The following is a 20,145-nucleotide window of genomic DNA, read 5'->3' as shown; positions in this document are numbered from 1 at the left end:
CCCCTTACTTTTCTAACCAGCCACCATCCACGGGCGTTACCGTGCCGTGAATATAATCGGCGTGCCGACTCGCCAAAAATAACGTTAGGTCAGCCACTTCTTCTGGCTGGGCCCAGCGCTTAGCTGGCGTTTCACTAGCAACCCATTTGGCCATCTTACCGTCACCCGCAAAGTCTGCTGCGTTCATCGGGGTATCAATCGCACCGGGCGCAATACAATTAGCGCGAATCCCTTGCGCCGCGTAATCCAGATCCAGCTGCTTCGTATAACCAATAATGGCGTGCTTAGCTGCAGTATAAGCCGCACCACCGCCACCACCAACGAGACCGGCAATCGATGCCATGTTCACGAAGACGCCGTGTTGACGCTTGAGCATCGCTGGTAAAATCGCATTGGTAACCAGAAACTGACTTGTCAGGTCGGTCGCCAAGATATCTTGCCAAATAGCTAAGTCAATGGCCAGTGTCGGCTGATAGCCGTCTAGCTTACCAGCCGTATTGCAGACGATTTGGGGGGCGCCTAAAGCCGTGATTCCCGCTTGAATCGCGTGGCTCAACGCGGCTGCATCCCGCACATCCGCCACTTGAATACTCAGTCCATTACCTTCTAAATCAACGGGGTGTTGGTCAATCGCAATAACGGCCGCACCCTGTGCCAAAAAAGCTTGAACTTGTGCCCGTCCAATCCCTGACGCCGCCCCGGTGACTAGGACCGTTTGGCCTTCAAATTCCGTGAATTTCATTAGTCAACGAGTTGCCAGTCAGTGGCCAAAATATCACAATCCGTCGGTGACCACATGCTGTACGCTTCATCCGCCGTTTTAATTAAGAAATACGGGTTCAACGGGTCCCCTTCAAACGTGGTCTTAGCTTGCAGGATCACGAAGAGTTCAGTCCCTTCCCAGCCGGTCCGAACCGCCTTTTTACCAGCTTTTAATTCGGGTAAGATTGCTTCAAATGTCATATTGATTTCCTCCATTTTCTAATTACCCAAATCGTATCATATTCGCACTTTCAGGAACAGGTTTAAAATTTGTACCAACAAATTATGCTTTATGGCTGGTATGGACCAATTAAATATGCGATAATGAAAGCGAATACAGAAAGCTAACTAATTTTTGGAGGGATTTATTTATGAGTAAACTTGGTGTCTCCGTCTATCCAGAACGGTCAACATTCAAAAAGGACGCTGCCTACTTAGATTTAGCAGCTAAATATGGTTACAAGCGGGTCTTCACGTCACTACTTGAAATCAAGGGTAATCAGGATGAAGTTGTCAGCAACTTCAAGAAAGTCATCACTTACGCCAACAAATTAGGCTTACAAGTGATGGTCGACGTTAACCCCGGCTTATTTAAACAACTCGGCGTTTCCTACGACGACCTGTCATTTTTCCACGACTTAGGTGCCTGGGGCGTTCGTTTAGACCTCGGGTTCACCGGTCAAGAAGAAGCCCGGATGACTCACAACGAATACGGCTTGAAAATCGAAGTAAACATGTCTAAGGGGACCCATTACGTGGATACCATCATGGACTATTCCCCCGAAAAAGATAACTTACTCGGATCACACAACTTCTACCCACAACAATACACCGGACTAGGTCACGACTACTTTGTTCAGACTTCTGAACAATACCGTCAATATGGGATCAACACGGCCGCCTTCATTTCTTCTAACGATGCGACTTACGGTCCTTGGCCAATGCAAGACGGGCTGTGCACCCTTGAAGAACACCGGGGCTTAGCCATTGCAGCACAAGCACAACATCTTAAAATGACTGGTTTGATTGACGACGTCTTGATTGGCAACGCGTATGCCAGCGAAGCCGAATTGAAAGCCGTTAGCGACGTCTTCTTCAGTCCTTACCCACTCTTACACGTGGACACCGTTGATGACTTGACGGCCGTTGAAGACAAAATCCTCTTTGCCCAGCCCCAAACTTACCGGGGTGACTTCTCTGATTACGTCATCCGGTCCTCACAGACCCGGGTGATTTATAAGGATGAAGCTTTCCCTGCACACCATACCGACGACGTTAAAGCCGGCGATGTCTTAATCGATAACGATGGCTACGGTCAATACAAAGGCGAATTACAAATCGCCCGCCGTGATTTCAAGAACACCGGTCGGATCAACGTGGTTGGTCACGTCGTCACTAGCGATGCGCTATGCTTAGACTTATTACAACCATGGGCAGATTTCAAATTCGTCGCAGCTAAATAATAACGTCAAGGGGGGCACCTTAATGACTGCAGATTACCGGTTAACAACCGACGCCGACCGAGAGAAATTCTATCAGCTTTACCAATACGCTTTTAATAATCAGGACTCGCCGACTCGCCGGGCTTTCTTTATGGATCGCTACCAACACGGCTGGATCTATGGTCTCCATGACCAGGACCGACTCGTCAGCGGCCTATACAGTCTCCCCTTAGAAGTGAATTTTCACGGCGTCAAGTACGCCATGCACGGCATCGGTGACGTCATGAGCGCACCGGAATACGCTGGCAAAGGTGGCGCTGGTAAATTACTGACCACGGCCTTAGAAGCTATGGCAGCTAACCACGTGCCGTTATCCTACTTGGCGCCATTTTCCTATGGGTACTACCGTCGCTTCGGTTACGAGCACGTCTTTGACCACTGCCACTACGTGATGGCGGCCAAAGACCTGCCACGAATCAAGCCACACGATTTAACGGGCACGGTTACCCGCTATGGAAACGAAGGCCTTGAACTGATTAATGCCTTTTATGAACAGCAGCCCGCAAATCAGCGTGGCGGTGTTGTTCGGCCGGCTTGGTGGCGTCATTACCTAACCTTGAAGCACAACTGGTCCGTGGCCATTTATCGTAATTCGGCCAACGTTATTGAAGGCTACCTGATTTACGATCGTGAACCAACTAATTTTGCTATTCAGGAATGGTCAACCAGTACTTCGTCCGCATTTGAGCGGTTGGCAAACTTTGTCACTAAGCACGGGACAACTTTTGAAACGTTCAGTTATGAAGCCCCGAGCGCTGACAACCAGCTCGACCTCCTAGCTGATCCGTACACGACCACGGCCACGACAACGCCGTACATGATGGCTCGAATCGTCTTATTGCACGACTTTATCGCCAAGTATCCGTTCACCGCTGACGTTGCGCCGATTCGGCTTGCCGTTAGTGACGACACCCTTGCGCTTAATCAAGGCATCTGGGAGTTATCCCGGCATCAGCAGGTCGTCACGTTCAACCGGGTCAGTCCCGCAACGACCGGCCAGTCCGACTTACAACTATCTATTCAACAACTGACCAAGGCGCTCTTTGGCACCCGCACACTGCTTAGTGCCTTAGAACACGGTCAAATTACTGGTGATACCAACGCTGCCGCTCGCTTAGACACTAGTTTAGTCCACACCCGTCCAGCGTTGATCGATTACTTCTAATTGAAATTACAGTAACAAATTAATTACCTAACAAAAAACGGTATTTCAGAAAAATTTCTGGAATACCGTTTTTCACTCCAATCACTGCTTAGTTTTCATACAAATAACCGCCCTCACGCAGCGTCGCTTGAATCGCAACTAACTGCTCTGGCGTCCGGTAGCCTACCGTGTGCGTGTGGATACCGTCCGTGAGTTCGGATAACAGGTGACCCTGCTGTTTTTGAAGCCGTCCCATGAAGAGATTAATATCGCCTACCGTCCGCAATTCTAGTTCACCACGTAAGCGGCCGTACAGCGGGTGTTCAACGGTCACGTCCTTAATCACGCCACCCGCCTGCACGATTCGCGTCATCTCATCGGCGGCCTCATTCGGAAAATGCCGACAAACCAAGATTGCCGTCGGTTGCACTTCATCTTCCAACTCATAGCCGTGTAACGTCGCAATAATTTTCAACCCGTTAGCCCGCAACAATGAAATGTCACCGACCACCGTTTGGCGACTGACACCCAATTGCTGGGCTAACGTCGTCGCACTAACCGCTAGCGTACTAGTCGATAGCGTTGCTCGTATTTGATCGCGTCGTTCTGATCCTGTCATGACCTCATCTTCTTTACTCATCAATTAGTCCTATTTTACCAGAAAGTCCGTCAACTAAGTGTAACGAATCTTTTCATAACTGAAAAACTATGCTACACTGTTTTCAATTATAAGGGTGTCAAGACACCTAACTAAAGTTGAAAGAGGTTTACCTTATGCGTAATTTGTCGTTACTGACGGACCTGTATGAATTTTCCATGGCGAACGGTTTTCAGCATGACTTACCCGACACGCAAGCCACGTTTGACGTCTTTTATCGTCGCGTTCCCGATGCCGGCAGCTTTGTCATTGCCGCTGGATTGCAACAAGTCGTCGAAGCGTTACAGCAATTTCATTTTAGTTCTGAAGATCTCGCCTACTTCAAGCAGCTTGGTCTCTGGGATGCCGACTTTTTGGCCTACTTGGCCGATTTTCAACTCGACTGTCAAATTCAAGCCGTTGCTGAAGGAACCCCGGTCTTTCCACGCGAACCGTTACTAACGGTGACGGGCCCCATCGCCCAGACGCAATTACTAGAGACCCTCATTTTAAACATCCTAAACCACCAGTCACTGATTGCCACCAAAGCTCGCCGGTTAACTTTTGCCGCTGAAGAACGTCCCATTATGGAATTCGGTGCCCGGCGCGCACAGGGACCTGACAGTGCCATCTACGGTACCCGGGCCGCTGTGATTGGTGGCGCCAAGAGTACCTCCAACGTCTTGGCCGCTAAAGCGTTCAATATTCCTGCCGCTGGTACCATGGCCCACAGTTGGATTGAAGCTTTTCCCGATGAACTGACCGCCTTTCGCAAGTGGGCGGAACGTTATCCGGACAACAGTGCGCTCCTCGTAGATACGTACGACGTTCTCAATTCCGGCATTCCTAACGCCATCACCGTTTTCCAAGAATTACGTGACCGTGGTCATCAACCAGTCGGGATTCGCATTGATTCTGGAGACGTCGCAATTCTTGCCCAGCAGGCGCGTAAAATGTTGAACGCCGCGGGCTTCCCTGAAGCTAAAATCACTATTTCAAACGCGTTGGATGAGACCATCATTACGTCGCTCTTACAACAAGGCGCCCCCATCGACAACTTCGGAATTGGTGAAAAGCTCATCACCAGCGCTTCCGCCCCCGTTTTAAGCGGTGTCTATAAATTAGCTGCTATCGAACGTGACGGTCGCGTCGAGCCTAAGATCAAAGTCAGCGCCAGTCGTGAAAAGCTCACCATTCCTGGTAAAAAGCAGGTTTATCGCTTATACAATGTCGGTACGAAGCAGGCCTTTGCCGACTTGATTGCCCTGACTAACGAAACGATCGTTGGCGCAACGAACTTGGCCGTCTTCAACAGTAACCCACTGAGTGTGGACCATCACCACGTCTTGACGAACTTTGATGCACGACCACTACTAGTACCGGTTACCTTAGAACCCGCGACCCAGCTCAGCGTCCAAGTCATTCAATCAACTAGTCAGGACCAGTTAGCGGAGTTGCCGCGTGCCACGCAACGGCTAGTTAACCCTGACGTTTATCCGGTTTACATGACCGCGGCCCTGGGCCAGTTACAAACGGAACTCCTACACCAAGCGACGGTGTCGGAATAAAATAAGCCAACATAATAAAAGGTGTTTCCCAGGATTCTGAGAAACACCTTTATTGTGGTCAATTATTTTTGGGTTATCACAAACGCTCAGCCAACAAGTCGACACCACGTTGATAGTCCAGCTGACGTTCACTAGTGGGCATCATCTCGCCACCAGTCGCCCAGACAATGTGGGTCACGTTGGGCCCGGCAAACTGTGGAAATACGGTCATCAGGGGCTTAATCGCGGTAAAACCCGCCGCGGCCGACGGTTCTACCGTTAGTTTTTGCGTGTCAATCAGTTCACTGACGTAGGTAAACAAATCGTCATCGTTAAAGGTGACGCTGCCTAACAGTAAGGTCCGCATGATCTTGCCAGCAATCCGTGACGGCCGGCTGACGGCTAACCCGTCCGCGGCCGTTAACCCGTCGAGTCCGATGTCTTGAACCGAAATCCGATGATTCAATTTGGTCATCATCCCCAACGTCACGGACGGCACGTGGACGGGTTCGCAAAAGACGGGATGGATGTTCGCACCCATAATCATCTTGAGGCCAAAGGCGACGCCACTCGGGCTGCCACCAACACCAGCCGGCAAGTACACGACGACGGGGTGATCCGCATCGAGCTTGATTTCTTGCTGTTTTAGCTGGGCTTGCAGCCGGACTGCCGCCACGGCGTACCCGAGAAACAAGTCCGTCGACCCCTCATCATCGACAAAGTGGCAGTGTGGATCGGCCTTGGCCGCTTCCCGTGCCAATGGAATCACACTTGAGAAATCCATGGCAAACTCCTTCACCGTCACGCCGCCAGCCCGTAAACGCGCCTTTTTCCACTCGCGGGCATCATGTGACATGTAGACCGTCGTTTTAAAGCCAAAGCTTGCCGCTGCAATCCCAACACTGAGCGCCAAGTTTCCAGTCGACGCCACGATGACACTGTACTGCGAAAATAGATTATGGTATCGAGGCGTTGCCAAAATACCGTAGTCGTCCATGTACGTTAAGTCCGTCCGTTCCATGGCCACGGTCTCTGCAAACTTGAGCACTTCATAGATACCGCCCCGTGATTTGATTGAACCGGAGACCGGTAACTCACTATCAGCCTTCAGGTACATCTGCCCCATCAATGATTGCCGGTTTAGCATCTCCCACGCCGCCTGCATGCGATCAATATGAACCAATGGGGATTCAATAACTCCGTGGGTCGCCACCGTTTCAGGAAACGCCTTTTCAAGGTACGGCGCAAACCTTTCCCAACGGGCAACGGCATCAAAAATTTGAGCCTGCGATAACGGAAGCTTGGCGGTCTTCCCATAGTCTGGATTTCGCCAAACAATTGGTCGTTTTGCCATTAAATCTTTGATTTGCGGATATTGTTTGATTAACATTTGCTTATCCATTACGCTCAAGTCCTTTACGTCAGATTGACTTACCAGTACCCATTACTTTGACTCGCATTTAACCACAAAGTTTCATGGGATACAAGCTGACACGGCTATGGTACAAAGTACAATTAATGCCCGTCTGAAGCCACTTAACAATCAAATTCAGCCCGTTAGCTTCTGAAAATTATAGCTGATTCTTTCAGTTTCCTAATACTGTTTAACCGAAAAACTAAAGGTAGAAAAGACTAAAGCCGTTATTACTGTCAGATAATCGGAGGTTGCTCCTGATGATATCGGTCGTGAAGGTGGCTTTTGACCGGTGAATTTCCGGTCTTAGGCCACGGACAGTCCGGGACAATTGCGTCTTTTGCAAGTGTTCCAGGCTCGACCCGGTCCCACGACCGCATGTCATCAGGGACAACCGGACTAACTCACAAATATTGAAAAAGCCTCCCAGAAATCAAAACTTCTGAGAGGCTTTTAACTTAATCAGGTGTTATTTTAAATCCGCACCATTAGTCTTGATAACTTTTTGATACCAGTAGAACGAATCCTTCTTAGAACGGTCTAACGTCCCATTGCCTTCATCGTCTTTATCAACGTAGATAAAGCCGTAACGCTTAGACATCTGACCAGTTCCTGCAGAAACTAAGTCAATGCAGCCCCATGGGGTATAGCCAATTAAGTCCACACCGTCTTCGTTGACCGCTTTGATCATCTCGCTAATGTGGGCCCGCAAATAATCGATCCGGTATGGATCATGGATTGAGCCATCAGCTTCAACCTTATCACGCGCACCCAAACCATTTTCAACGATCATCATTGGCTTGTTATAACGGTCCTGTAGCCAGTTCAAAGAATAACGCAAGCCTTCAGGGTCAATTGGCCAATCCCATTCACTCGTCTTGAGGTATGGGTTGTCAACGGCTTCAGTCCCAACAAAGTGGTAACTTGGGTTGTCAGCTTTGCCTTCAACGGTGTTGGAGTTGTAATAACTAAACCCGATGTAGTCAACGGTCCCTTCCTTTAAGACTTGCCGGTCTTCTGCCGTAATATCTGGGCGGAAACCAGTCTGCTTGAAGAAGGCTTCCATGTTCCGTGGGTAGTAACCCCATGATTGAACATCGGCAAACCAGTAACGCCGTTGCATGGCTTTTTCAGCTTGCATGATATCTTGTGGCTTTGCCGTTAGTGGGTAAATTGGGGTCATATTGATCATGTTCCCAATCTTGAAGTCAGGGTTGATTTCGTGACCAATCTTAACGGCTAACGCACTCGCAACCACTTCATAGTGGGCTGCTTGATACATTAAGGCTTCGGCATCGGGATCGTCTGGTTTCAAGACTAACCCAGAGTCAGTCGCCATCAAGAACTGGTTCGTATACGTCGTTTGGTTGTTGATTTCGTTAAAAGTCATCCAGTACTTAACTTTGTTCTTGTAACGTTTGAAGACCGTAGTCGCGTAATGAACAAAGAAGTCGATGACTTTCCGACTCCGCCAACCACCGTATTCTTTAACTAAGTGGTAAGGCATTTCAAAGTGCGCTAGCGTAATTACGGGTTCAATTCCGTATTGATGACAAGTATCGAACATGTCATCGTAAAACTTCAGCCCAGCTTCATTTGGTTCAGTTTCATCACCGTTAGGGAAAATCCGAGTCCAGGCGATTGACGTCCGAAAGCACTTGAAGCCCATTTCAGCAAATAACTTAATATCTTCTTTGTAATGGCCGTAAAAATCAATGCCATCATGGTTCGGGTAGTTTTTCCCAGCAATCACACCATCGGTAATTTCACGGGGAACACCGTTGGCACCAGCCGTCATCACGTCGGCCATGCTGACGCCTTTACCGCCTTCTTGCCAGCCGCCTTCGAGTTGATGGGCAGCAACCGCGCCACCCCATAAAAAGTCTGATCGTAAACCGCTCTTAGTTGTCATCAAAAAATCGTCCTCTCTCTATAAATCTTCACCGTTACTTGCAATGACCTTTTTATACCAGTCAAAGGAATCCTTCTTAGAACGGTCAAAGCTTCCTTGGCCGTTGTCGTCAGCATCCACGTAGATGAAGCCGTAACGTTTGGCCATTTCACCAGTGCTGGCAGAAACTAAGTCAATGCAGCCCCACGGCGTATAACCAATCAAGTCGACCCCGTCTAAGGCAACGGCTTCTTCCATCGCTTTAATGTGATCATGGAAGTAACTGATCCGGTAATCGTCATGCACGCTACCGTCCGCTTCCTTTTTATCGTAGGCACCGAAGCCATTTTCAACGATAAATTGTGGTAAGTGCCACCGGTCTTGCATCCAGTTCATGGCATAGCGCAGACCAGTTGGGTCAATTTGCCAACCCCAGTCAGATTTTTCGACGTATGGGTTTTCAACGAAATCATCCGGCTCTTTGAAATCGTAGTCGGTATCGCCATCCTTGCCCTTGGTAACAAAGGACATGTAATAACTAAAACCAACGTAATCAACCGTACCAGCCTTTAGAGTAGCTAAATCGGCTGCCGTAATATCCATATCAAAGCCCTTACGTTCGAAGTACTTTGGTAACCACTTCGGGTATTCGCCTTGGCAGTGGACGTCGCCAAACCAGTAACGCTTTTGCATCGCCCGTTCCGCCATCATGACGTCACTTGGCTTTGCAGTTAACGGATAAATTGGGCACATGGCGATCATGCAACCAATCTGGAAGTCAGGGTTAATGGCGTGACCAGCCTGAACCGTCAACGCACTAGCGACTAATTCATAATGGGCCGCCTGATACATGGCTTGTTCCCAGTTGTCATCCTTGCCGAGTTCCAATCCAGAGTTTTGAAGTAACGGGTGGGGATCACTCCACGCCGTTTGGTTATTAATTTCGTTAAAGGTCATCCAGTACTTAACCTTGTTCTTGTAACGCTTGAAGACCGTTTTAGCAAAGTGGACGAAGAAATCGATCATCTTACGGTTACCGAAACCACCGTATTCCTTAACTAAATGGTATGGAATTTCAAAGTGGGATAACGTAATGACGGGCTGAATATGGTGCGCTAACAAGTCGTCAAATAAGTCGTCGTAAAATTTCAATCCGGCTTCGTTAGGTTCTTCTTCATCGCCGTTAGGGAAAATCCGGGTCCAGGCGATTGACGTCCGGAAACACTTAAAGCCCATTTCTTCAAATAATTGATCATCTTCAGGATAACGGTGGTAAAAATCATTGCCCCAATGGTTCGGGTAAATTTCACCAGGTTTGACCCCGTCAGTGACTTTACGAGGAACCCCATTACGCCCAGCAGTCATCACGTCAGCGATACTAACGCCCTTACCGCCTTCTTGCCAGCCCCCTTCTAATTGATGGGCAGCGACCGCGCCGCCCCATAGAAATCCTTTGGGCATTTTATATCCAGTTGCCATAAATCGATTACCTCCAAATAAGTTAGCTTACTTTTTGTTTAGAAATTGACCAAATTAGCTTTAAACCGCTAAGCGCCGTGGCCATTATGAGAAAAAGGGGCCTCCACCCAACACCAGTTATGGTATTTGTGTGGAACCCCCAATTAATTAACGATTATTTAGCTTCGTCAGCAGCTAAACGCCGATAAACATCCACAACTTCACCAGCTAAATCGCGGAAGGTAATGGCATTCATGATATGGTCTTGTGAATGAACCAAGAGTAAGGAAACGTGTGTATGTTCCCCTTGTGCTTCCGCCGTTAACATTGAAGTTTGTGAGTTATGTGCTTCAGTTAAGAAGTTATCAGCTTCCTTCAACTTAGCATCCGCCGTGTCAAAGTCGCCTTCTTTAGCAGCCCTGATAGCTTCGAAAGCGGAACTCTTAGCGTTACCGCCATTGACGATCAGACCCATGATTGTTTCGAGACTTGCTTCAGTTTCCTTTGGTGCTTGCGTTTCTTCTGCCATTAACCCTCATCCTTTTAGCCTAAATTTATTAGTTACTTATACAATCAAAATGCCACCGGACCAATAGTGATTAACTACCATGGTCTGGCAGCATCTAAAAATCATTTAGTTAGCTTTTGCAATTGAAGCTTCAGCTTCGCGTAATACCTTTTCACCGTTCATCATGCCGTAATCTTGCATGTTGATAACTTCAACAGGAATTTCAACCCGTTTTTGGAAGTCGCTTAACATGTAACGAACCTGTGGTCCAAGCATTAAGATGTCTGGATTCTTTTCTTCTAACTTAGCATCGGCGTCACTGGCAGCGGTTGCAAAAATTTCTGCATCAATACCGTCTGCTTCAGCAGCCTTCTGCATCTTTGAAACTAATAGTGAAGTTGACATCCCAGCAGCACATACCAACATAATTGTTCTTTCAGCCATAATAAACACGCTCCTAGATAGATTTAAATTAATTTATTTTAGCGGTTGCTTTAGTAAACCGCTTTCATTACAATTAGAATTATAAGTCATGGGTACAAATTTGACAAGCCTTATTAATCAAGTTTACGCAATTTATTTAATTGGTACCCACAAATTATTCTACCGGAAGAAGTGAACCATTATGTATCGTGAGATTGCGACCAAACTCGTCAATGCCATTCAAGATGGCCAATTTGAAACAAAATTACCGACCGAAGCCCAGTTGATGGAACGATTTCATGCCAGCCGTAACACGATTCGTAAAGCAATTGATTTAGTCTATCAACAAGGACTCTTACGACGTGTGCAAGGCAGTGGTTATTTTATTACCAATATTCAGTTAAAACATAAAACGGTCGTGAACCTGTCCGCTCGGTCCATGTTAAATAGTAACTTACATCCCCGTGATCTCGAATCAAAAGTCCTCACCTTTGATACCATTCACGGTGATACCGCGCTCAGTCGTCAACTCGGCATTCCCGTTGACGAAGAACTTTACCGGGTCATTCGGTTACGCTACTGGCATAACCAACTTTACTGTTTAGAAAAGGCCTACTACCTCCGTTCAGTTGTACCTTACTTATCCACTGAAGCCGTAAATTCTTCAATTTGGGACTTTTTAAGTGAGGCGTACGGCATCGGTATCGCTAACAGTGATGACTACCTTTCCCTAACGAATCTATCAGTGGAAGAATCACAATTAATGGGACTCGGCCACGGGGACACCTACATGACCTTAGATTCCTGCAATTATTATAAAAACAACGGCCTCTTAGACTTTTCGCACACCGTCTTTGTCTATCCCGACTTGGCCCTGTATTTTCACACGACCAACTTAGCCAATAATTAAACTGGCTCGACTGTTTTGATATTTGGCCGTTTTTATTAGTCAGTCGGACTGAAACCGTCGCCAATCCTAACATTTAAGCAATTACAATGAACACGCAGCTCCATTAAGCCGTTTTTCTTACACATTACCATTAAGAAAATAATTAAAACATCGATAAAAAAGGGGATTTCACTATAATTTTGTCACAATTTATGACTATAATGGTAAAAGTAACCAAATTTACGATGGAGGAATTAGCGTGTCAGCACCCCTTTTTTCAGTGGTTGTACCTGCGTACAATCAACATAAATTTATGAATAGTTGCTTGGCGAGCTTGCAACGGCAGACCGTTACCGATTTCGAAGTAATTGTCGTCAACGACTGCTCGACCGACGATACTGGTGACCAAATTGCTACCTTCGTTGCACACGACGATCGCTTTCACGTGGTCACCCACCAGCGTAATCGCGGTGTTTCTGCAGCTCGGAACTCCGGTATGGCGGTCGCCAAGGGTAAATACCTCTGTTTCGTTGATGGCGATGACTGGGTTGAGCCGGACTTTTTGGCGAGCTTTCAAGCTGCCTACCAAGCCAACCCCAAGAGTCAATTAGTGGTCTGTGGGCATTTCGGCTACCTTGCCGTTCCAAGTCCCGCTAAAACGTATACTCAGAAAGAATTAATTGCGAATATTAACTTTGGAACGGTTGGTGGTTTTTCGTGGAATAAATGCTTTATTCGTAGCATTATTGCGACCCACCAACTTAAATTTAACGAAGACATTGCCTTTCTCGAAGACCAACTCTTTGCGTTCCGTTACGCTAATTATGTCACTAGTGCGCCATACGTTCCCGCCAAAACTTACCATTACCGTTGGCGCTTCCGTAGTAACCTAGCGCATATTGGTATTCCATTTTTTGCCGCTCGACGCAAGATGATTAAAATTCTCAAACAAGAAAATAAGCAGTTGCTTAGTGAAGATTTGAATAACCAGTAACTTAGGGACACACTGCTCAGTATTTAGGAACCGTGATTAAATTATCATGGTTCCTTTTTGGTATACAACGACTGACTATCTTTAAGTTAGCCGCTCCGTCAATCAGAAGATTAGTATTTTTCGGCGCTTCGCCGGCAGAATCAGTGGGCCATGGGGTCGGCTGCAGACAAAGGACGGTCTTCCGCCTCGCTTGAAAGCCTCAAAGAACGAGTCTTTCAAGTCGCCCCGCACTGTAACCTGGCAAAAAACGCCAGCAAACAGTGCCGACACGGCCCGCTGACTCTGCCGGCTACGCTAAGATTATTTTAAAATAAACCGGTTAAATTTGTCAGCACCCTCAATATAGTTGGAAGTTGCTATGATAAATGTTGCTTTAATCGGACGCTCGGAGGTTGCCACTGATGTCATCAGTCGTGATGGTGGCGTTGGCGCGGCGTTTTTTTGCCGGGCTTACACCACGGACGGTTCGGGACAATTGCGTCTTTTGCAATCGTTCCGGGCGAGGGACTAGACCGCTCCCCAGGCTATCCCCGGTCCCACGACCGCATGTCATCAGTCATGATGATAGTTTTTAATCAATTATTTTTCGCCTTTTTCACCATGAACGGGGCTGGGACAACTATCATTTAAAGCCTATGCCGAGATTGGAGCCAACCGGAATAGCTCATATTTAGTTCAACCTAAATAGTGAGCCAGCAACATTTAATTTCCAATTTCGCCTTTCCAACTTTAGTTAATCATTCTAATGATTTATTCATCCCAAAATAAACGGTTTATTAACAATTAAACACTTGTTCAAATATGTGCTCGGCCTTACAATTGAGCTATATCAATTAACGAAAGGGGTATGCGCATGGCAACGATTCATTTGTACTTAGTTCGACACGGACAAACTGAACTGAACGCCGCGGGTCGGTTACAAGGCATTTACGACTCCAAATTAACCCGCAACGGTATCCGCTCAGCCCAACGACTGTCCCGCATGTTAGCCGACGTTCACTTTGACGCTGCCTATACTAGTGACCTTGGTCGCGCACAACAGACCACCCGCATCATCACCGCACTACACCCCGAAATAAAAAAACCGACAATTGATGTCGGTTTACGTGAATTTAACTTTGGCGGTTTGGAAGGCACTAAAAACCTCTGGATCGTGGGTCAAGTTCGCAAGCAGCTCGGTATGGGAACGTTCGTTAAGCTTGTTTTGAGCAAAGAACGCTTTGCCACCCTGCTTTGGATGTTCAACGCTTTAGATAAGACCCGTGCAGCTGAAACCCTCGTGGGGGTCACCGACCGGATTAGTCGCACCCTTCGCCGTATTTGTCTATTCGAATCACAAGATGGACAAGATAAGAACGTCTTAATCGTTTCTCACGGCTTAGTTTTAAGCGCTTTCCTATATCAAATCAGCCCCAGTGAACTGCCAACCCGATTACTGAAAAATACGAGTGTCAGTCGGGTCGACTACGACGATCGTCAATTTAACTTGATTGACATTAACATTACGCCAACTCGTCGGTCTTAGTAGTTTCCAAACTTTGCGTTTCTTGGTTGCACGTCCGGAATTGAAGCCGGGCCTGAATGCCAAAGAACGCTTTTATTTTGCGTTGCAATTCCTGACCAGTCGCATGAACGACTTCGGAACCCGCACCCGGTGACCCAATGACGATTAGGACCCGACTACTTTTTGCATTTAAATTGGGCGCCACCGTTGATTCCATCGGTGTCACCAACGTCACGGCTTTTTCATTGACTCGGACCTGCGCACACGGAACGTTTAACGCCGTCATATCCCAAGCCTGAATACCCACTGGGTGCCGGTGATCAATCAGTTGAATTAGATCAGCCAGGGCACTTTGTGGATTGGCCACGGCAACGTTTTGTGTCACTAATTGTTTTTCAATTGCCGGGTTAAGCTCACGATTATCCAAATGCTGTAACGAGAGAATAGCTAGCGCCGTCGATTGCGCTGCCGGTAAAATTTCAATTTTCACAGTTATCACTTCCTAAAGACACTTCCACAGTCAAAACCAAACTTTGACCATCAAAATCAGGATTTTCCAAATAATTCTTGGCATTTCCATCCTAAATTTCTTCCCCTTTAAGTGTGCCAAATTTGACGTAAAAGTCAATCACCTGACCCTTAAATGGGGCAAAACTTAACAACTGAAGATTGAAAGATTTAAAATTGTCATCAACAATACAATAACAACAATAGTCACGAGAACATTCTTTTCTTACTGTTCTTCAATCCTTCTAATCCCCCAGTCGTACTTTCCTGTGCGAGTAATTTGGATATTTACATTTTTCCCATCAATTTCAGTGGTGTAACTTGGCATGCTATCTTCTTTCCCCTGATAGCCAGATGTATTCTCAGCTTTAGTTGACTTTGATGTTTGCTTCAGCAAATTATATGTTTTGGCGTCGCTTGCTAATTGTTTCATTTCACTTAAGTCATGCTTACTCAAAATATTATTCGTCTTTTTTGTTACAACACTTGAGATATGGTCATCAGAATTAAGATATACTTCACGCCCCCACAAAGTTACCTTAACAGCAAAAAATAAAATCAATAAAATGGAAATAGCTCCAATAATGATTTTATTGGTTTTCTTAGTCATCATCTTTCCCCCTGTCTTTTTATGATTATCACATAAGTATTCACTGGTAAAAAAAAACAGTTTATTCATGAAAATAGCCCAGTACCTTATTGTCAAAACGACACAAAGATACCGGACTATTTTGAATCTAGAATAAAATGAGTATACTTTTTAGCCTTTAAATTACTATCTAAAGCTAAAAGTTGAAAAGCAAAAATGATTGCTAATTAACTCATATAGTACCATTAAATTTATTAAGCTTGTTTAGTTTATTTTAAAACAATCTTAGCGTAGCCGGCAGAACCAGCTGGCCGTGTCGACACTGTTAGCTGGCGTTTTTGCCAGGTTACAGTGCGGGGCGACTTGAAAGACTCGTCCTTTGAGGATTTCAAGCGAGGCGGAAGACCGTTGTTTGGCCGTAGCCGACCCCACGGCCCACTGATTCTGCCGACGAAGCGCCGAAATATGCTAATTTTCTGATGCTAAGTAGTGCCATAGCAACAATGAACTAGTTCTAGCACTTTCAATCTTTAGATCTAAAGATTAAAAATCACCTGCAAGCTTAGGCTTCTAACTGATACCAACTAGTTTAACGGCTGTTTTTTAAAGTAATTCTCTAAGAACAACGCTAAACCGTCATTATAGTTCGTATCGGTCACGAAGTTCGCCGCCGTCTTAACTTGTGGCAACGCGTTTCCCATGGCAACTGACAAATCAGCCGCTGCCATCATCCCAACATCGTTGAGACCGTCGCCAAAGACAAAGGTATGCGCAGCGTCAACGTTTTGTTCCCGCTGAATCTGCTTAACCGCCGTTCCCTTGTCAGTATTTAAAGGAATCATTTCAATATTATTTGGATTGGATGAAGATAACCGTAATAACTTACTACTGGTTAACTTCTCACGGGCTGAATCTAAGCGCGACATATCTTCACGACTTAAAATCACACCGTTCGTAATTTGGTCTTCAATTTTGGATAACTGCGTAAAGCTCTTCACTTCAGCGTAACCAATCGAAGTCTCACCGGCATCAAAGTTAGCCGCGTTCCGGGCCACAAAGCGTGGAATCTGTTCCGTGTAATAGGCCATTTCTGGTGTAAATAACATCATTGGCAAATTATCACGCCGGGCAATTAGATAAGCCAGTTCAACGGCTGCTCCTCCAAGTTTTGTGATTTCGCGCCCCTGTGCACCGTCAAACACGGCACCGTTGGAAGTCACCAACCGGACTTCCGGATTAATTTTATTCCGTACAATCTTTGCAAGCTCATACATCCGCCCAGTTGCAATGTAGAACATGACGTCGTGCTTTTGTAACCGTTCGATAGTCGCTTTCGTTCGCTCTGAAACGTACTGATGGTCCGTTAGTAAAGTCCCATCAATGTCCATAAAGACTAGATATTTTGGCATGTCTAACCCTCCCACATTTTTACAATTACAATTGTACGCCATTATCGGCCAGAATGGAAATCGCTTTCAAAAACGACCCGCGTAACGCATTCTGAAGATTATTAAGTTTAGTCCCCGCCATTCTCCCCGTACACCCGTTCATTCTTTCGATTTAAAACCATTCAAGAAATTACATTGACATTTAACCGGCAAAAGATTAGATTAGAAAACAATTAATATTTGATGATAAAAGCTATGAACAGTCCAGTAGTGTCCCCGGTAGCGGTTCAAGCGAGTCTGAAATGGTGTGAGCAGACCCCGTGGTGGTGACATGAATATCAGCTGTGAACGGGACCCGTGAATAGAAGTAACGGGCCATGGTTTGCACCCATTAACGTGCGTCGGATCAGTTATGATTCGCACGAGGTCAAGTCCGAAATGGCTTGACGAATGACCGGTGGTAACACGCAACTGCGCCCGGCAGACTTTTGTCTGCTGGGCTTTTTTCATCTTAAATTAATAAAATATCATTTTAAAGGATGGTCATACATATGCATTTTACAGTTCTTGGCGCAGGCGCCATGGGGCTACGCTACGGCGTCCTCTTACAAGAAGCAGGCAATCAGGTTGATTTCGTCGATACATGGTTACCGAACGTTAACAAAATTCATAAGCAAGGCGGCGTTTACGTCTCTCGCGATCATCAAGACCGCCATTTAGTTCCCGTTAAAGTGGTCACTCCAGAAAATTATCACGATGATCCGGACGTCTGGGTCGTTTTCACTAAACAAATGCAATTGGCCGATTTCTTGACCCGCACCGCTCACGCGTTTAACGATCATCAATACGTCCTCACTTGTATGAATGGCATGGGCCACGTGGAAAAACTGCTTCAATACTTCCAGCCACAAAAGGTCTTAGCCGGGACTGCCTTAGTCGCAACGGTTTTAAATGGCCCGGGCGACGTTGACTTCATCGGGGCCCGCGGTGCTGGGACGATGAACTTGGCAAATTACACCGAACAGCCCGATGAGATGACACATCGTATCGTGACTGAACTTGAAAAATGTCAGTTTAACCCTAACTTAACCACTAACTTCCGCGGCACCTTGTTAGCTAAAGTGGTCTTTAACTCGGTCGTCAACACCTTGTGTACCCTATTTGAAATCACGATGGGTGAATACGCGGCCTATCCCGGAGCCGATGAGCTCAGTCGCCAGTTGATCAACGAAGCCTACGACGTCTGCGAACGCGATGGCGTGACGATGCTCAATACCAGGGCAGAGGAACTCGCTTCCGTGAATTACGTCAGCAAAGTCGCTAACCCACTACACTACCCGTCGATGTATCAGGATATGTCGCATAACCGACCAACCGAGGTCGACTACATCAACGGCTACCTGGTTAAATTGGGTGCTAAGTACAATTACAATGCTAAGACCCACGCCTTTTTGACCCACTTAGTTCATTTAGCCGAAACGACTCGGCAGGCGGCCGCTAACGACGTGACATCCGAAGTTCAAAACCAGGCCGTTCTTTAGTTTATTTAAGCCTAAGTCCCGTTTTTCTAAGTAAAATCAGTTACAATGAATGGAAAGTGATTTTACTTAGGGAGGCGTTCGTCGATGCAAGCTAGTCGGGAATTTAAAGGGATTTTCTTAGCAAGTATCAGTGCAACTTTTTGGGGGATCTCTGGGGCCATTGCCCAGACCCTCTTTGATACGACCGATATTAATTCAATTTGGTTAACTGGGATTCGGATGCTCGGCGCAGGAATCGGGCTGCTTCTGATTAGCTTACTGACCCACGTTGATCTGTGGTCAATCTGGCGACATCCCCGGGATCTCTGGCAGATTGTCGGCTACACGCTGTTAGGCTTAATGCCGGTTCAGTTCACCTACTTCTTAGCGGTAGAGGCCAGCAACGCCGCAACGGCCACCATCTTACAATTCATGGGGCCCGTCTTCATCGCCCTCTGGATGGTGGTAGCGCACCGGCAATTTCCAACCCGTGCGGAAGGTATTGCCATCTTATTTGCCTTACTGGGATCGTTTCTACTCGTCACGCACGGCAATCCCGGCACCTTGGTCATCTCGGTGTGGGCCCTTATATGGGGCTTACTATCTGGCGTTTCATCGGCAACGAACACATTAATGCCGACACAATTGCTGACTAAATATAGTCCGATGACCGTCAACACGTGGTCCATGTTACTTGGAGGAATCTTATTTAACTTTGTTCAACCGGTCTGGAGTATTCACATTCCGCTGACAGTGTTAAACATTAGCAAACTGAGTTTTGTCGTTATTTTTGGGACCTTGCTGGCGTTCTTGTTTTTCCTCCAAAGTCTCCAATATATTCGACCGACCGTTGTAAGTTTGTTGGACGCCTTCGAGCCCCTATCTGCGACCGTCATTGCCGTTGTACTCCTAGGTGTCAGTTTCGGTTGGCTCGATATCGTCGGCAGTTTACTTATCATCAGTACCGTCTTTATTCTCGCAATTGGTCAGGCACCGAATGACCGAAGCGCAGAAAACTTTAAAGCGGACGATCCTGCTGATCAACACGATTAATTTTTACCATTAAAAAGGCGAACGGTTCATCATCATTTAAGATGGTGAGCCGTTCGCTTTTGGTTTACTAAGGGTTGAAAGTCATAAAAACTGATACTAGCAACATACCAACACTAACAAAGTCGGTAAACTTGTCGCTTCCGGCCGCCCATGATGAATCTGTCGCGGCGACCGGACTAAGCCTGAGAAACGGTCTTAGTCCTCGTTTGCAAGCCGTAACCCCACGTCTTGCAAGACGTCGGTGGTGTAAACCGGAAGTCCACCGGTCAACGCCACTTTCGCGGCAGATTCATCATGGGTGACCTCCAGCTAAGGTAATCTTTCTATGAAAATTGATCTAGCTTGTTTTTAACCAATCCTAGCGCAGCCGGCAGAACTAGTGGGCAGTGTAGGCACTGTTAGCTGGCGTCTTTTG

At 46.7% G+C, this 20,145-nt stretch carries 19 protein-coding genes; 8 read left to right on the top strand and 11 right to left on the bottom strand.

Annotated features, from left to right (window positions below; all coding sequences use genetic code 11):
• Positions 1–4 precede the first annotated feature (4 nt).
• Both IV64_RS11415 and IV64_RS11410 read right to left on the bottom strand, forming a co-directional pair.
• On the bottom strand, positions 5–742 hold the full coding sequence (locus IV64_RS11415) for a 3-oxoacyl-ACP reductase (protein WP_057707373.1): 738 nt from the start codon (positions 740–742) through the stop codon (positions 5–7).
• Positions 742–963, bottom strand: coding sequence for a DUF2829 domain-containing protein (locus IV64_RS11410; protein ID WP_057707372.1), 222 nt, complete (start codon positions 961–963; stop codon positions 742–744). Before IV64_RS11410 ends, IV64_RS11415 begins: the two co-directional genes overlap by 1 nt.
• 170 nt (positions 964–1,133) lie before the next feature.
• Between IV64_RS11410 and IV64_RS11405 the strand changes: the two genes are divergently transcribed.
• Together IV64_RS11405 and IV64_RS11400 are read left to right on the top strand one after the other, a co-directional pair.
• Positions 1,134–2,225 carry a DUF871 domain-containing protein gene (locus tag IV64_RS11405; RefSeq protein ID WP_057707371.1) on the top strand — a complete coding sequence of 364 codons (1,092 nt, stop codon included), beginning with the start codon at positions 1,134–1,136 and terminating at the stop codon, positions 2,223–2,225.
• A 22-nt stretch (positions 2,226–2,247) separates the two neighbouring features.
• A complete protein-coding gene (locus tag IV64_RS11400; RefSeq protein ID WP_057707370.1) occupies positions 2,248–3,429 on the top strand; it encodes a GNAT family N-acetyltransferase in 1,182 nt (393 codons plus the stop codon).
• An 88-nt stretch (positions 3,430–3,517) separates the two neighbouring features.
• Here IV64_RS11400 and IV64_RS11395 read toward each other — a convergent pair whose 3' ends face one another.
• Positions 3,518–4,027, bottom strand: a complete 510-nt coding sequence (locus IV64_RS11395; RefSeq protein ID WP_057707369.1) for a 3H domain-containing protein — start codon at positions 4,025–4,027, stop codon at positions 3,518–3,520.
• 155 nt (positions 4,028–4,182) lie between these two features.
• Between IV64_RS11395 and IV64_RS11390 the strand changes: the two genes are divergently transcribed.
• Positions 4,183–5,613 (top strand): nicotinate phosphoribosyltransferase, encoded by a 1,431-nt coding sequence (locus tag IV64_RS11390; protein WP_057707368.1) that lies wholly within the window; start codon positions 4,183–4,185, stop codon positions 5,611–5,613.
• Positions 5,614–5,689: 76 nt separating this feature from the next.
• On the opposite strand, the gene IV64_RS11385 is transcribed toward IV64_RS11390, so the two are convergent.
• The 5 genes from IV64_RS11385 to IV64_RS11365 all read right to left on the bottom strand — a co-directional run bounded on the left by IV64_RS11385 (position 5,690) and on the right by IV64_RS11365 (position 11,307).
• Positions 5,690–6,994, bottom strand: coding sequence for a D-serine ammonia-lyase (locus IV64_RS11385; protein ID WP_057707367.1), 1,305 nt, complete (start codon positions 6,992–6,994; stop codon positions 5,690–5,692).
• 481 nt (positions 6,995–7,475) lie between these two features.
• Entirely contained in the window at positions 7,476–8,918 is a 1,443-nt protein-coding gene (locus IV64_RS11380; protein ID WP_057707366.1) for a 6-phospho-beta-glucosidase, read from the bottom strand.
• An 18-nt stretch (positions 8,919–8,936) separates the two neighbouring features.
• Complete coding sequence (locus tag IV64_RS11375; protein WP_057707365.1) at positions 8,937–10,376, bottom strand: 6-phospho-beta-glucosidase; 1,440 nt, start codon at positions 10,374–10,376, stop codon at positions 8,937–8,939.
• A gap of 154 nt (positions 10,377–10,530) precedes the next feature.
• The gene (locus IV64_RS11370) at positions 10,531–10,884 is read right to left on the bottom strand and encodes a PTS lactose/cellobiose transporter subunit IIA (RefSeq protein WP_057707364.1); all 354 of its coding nucleotides are present in this window, start codon (positions 10,882–10,884) and stop codon (positions 10,531–10,533) included.
• Positions 10,885–10,989: 105 nt separating this feature from the next.
• Entirely contained in the window at positions 10,990–11,307 is a 318-nt protein-coding gene (locus tag IV64_RS11365; RefSeq protein WP_057707363.1) for a PTS sugar transporter subunit IIB, read from the bottom strand.
• 181 nt (positions 11,308–11,488) lie between these two features.
• Here IV64_RS11365 and IV64_RS11360 point away from each other — a divergent pair, with 181 nt between their 5' ends.
• The 3 genes from IV64_RS11360 (at position 11,489) to IV64_RS11350 (ending at position 14,694) form a co-directional block, all read left to right on the top strand.
• Positions 11,489–12,196 (top strand): GntR family transcriptional regulator, encoded by a 708-nt coding sequence (locus IV64_RS11360; protein ID WP_057707362.1) that lies wholly within the window; start codon positions 11,489–11,491, stop codon positions 12,194–12,196.
• A gap of 238 nt (positions 12,197–12,434) precedes the next feature.
• The gene (locus IV64_RS11355) at positions 12,435–13,169 is read left to right on the top strand and encodes a glycosyltransferase family 2 protein (protein WP_057707361.1); all 735 of its coding nucleotides are present in this window, start codon (positions 12,435–12,437) and stop codon (positions 13,167–13,169) included.
• An 853-nt stretch (positions 13,170–14,022) separates the two neighbouring features.
• Positions 14,023–14,694, top strand: a complete 672-nt coding sequence (locus IV64_RS11350; RefSeq protein ID WP_057707360.1) for a histidine phosphatase family protein — start codon at positions 14,023–14,025, stop codon at positions 14,692–14,694.
• Here the strand turns inward: IV64_RS11350 and IV64_RS11345 are convergent.
• The 3 genes from IV64_RS11345 to IV64_RS11335 all read right to left on the bottom strand — a co-directional run bounded on the left by IV64_RS11345 (position 14,672) and on the right by IV64_RS11335 (position 17,178).
• Complete coding sequence (locus tag IV64_RS11345) at positions 14,672–15,163, bottom strand: hypothetical protein (protein ID WP_057707359.1); 492 nt, start codon at positions 15,161–15,163, stop codon at positions 14,672–14,674. The two genes, IV64_RS11350 and IV64_RS11345, sit on opposite strands and share 23 nt — an antisense overlap.
• A gap of 243 nt (positions 15,164–15,406) precedes the next feature.
• Positions 15,407–15,790 carry a hypothetical protein gene (locus IV64_RS11340; protein ID WP_057707358.1) on the bottom strand — a complete coding sequence of 128 codons (384 nt, stop codon included), beginning with the start codon at positions 15,788–15,790 and terminating at the stop codon, positions 15,407–15,409.
• A gap of 563 nt (positions 15,791–16,353) precedes the next feature.
• A complete protein-coding gene (locus IV64_RS11335) occupies positions 16,354–17,178 on the bottom strand; it encodes an HAD family hydrolase (RefSeq protein ID WP_057707357.1) in 825 nt (274 codons plus the stop codon).
• A gap of 530 nt (positions 17,179–17,708) precedes the next feature.
• Here IV64_RS11335 and IV64_RS11330 point away from each other — a divergent pair.
• Both IV64_RS11330 and IV64_RS11325 read left to right on the top strand, forming a co-directional pair.
• Positions 17,709–18,698: a ketopantoate reductase family protein gene (locus IV64_RS11330; RefSeq protein WP_057707356.1), complete on the top strand. Its 990-nt coding sequence runs from the start codon at positions 17,709–17,711 to the stop codon at positions 18,696–18,698.
• A gap of 84 nt (positions 18,699–18,782) precedes the next feature.
• The gene (locus tag IV64_RS11325; RefSeq protein ID WP_057707355.1) at positions 18,783–19,730 is read left to right on the top strand and encodes a DMT family transporter; all 948 of its coding nucleotides are present in this window, start codon (positions 18,783–18,785) and stop codon (positions 19,728–19,730) included.
• Positions 19,731–20,145 lie beyond the last annotated feature (415 nt).

This window comes from Lactiplantibacillus xiangfangensis (genome assembly GCF_001438845.1).
Classification (GTDB): domain Bacteria; phylum Bacillota; class Bacilli; order Lactobacillales; family Lactobacillaceae; genus Lactiplantibacillus; species Lactiplantibacillus xiangfangensis.
This window is presented reverse-complemented; position numbering and strand designations above follow the sequence as displayed.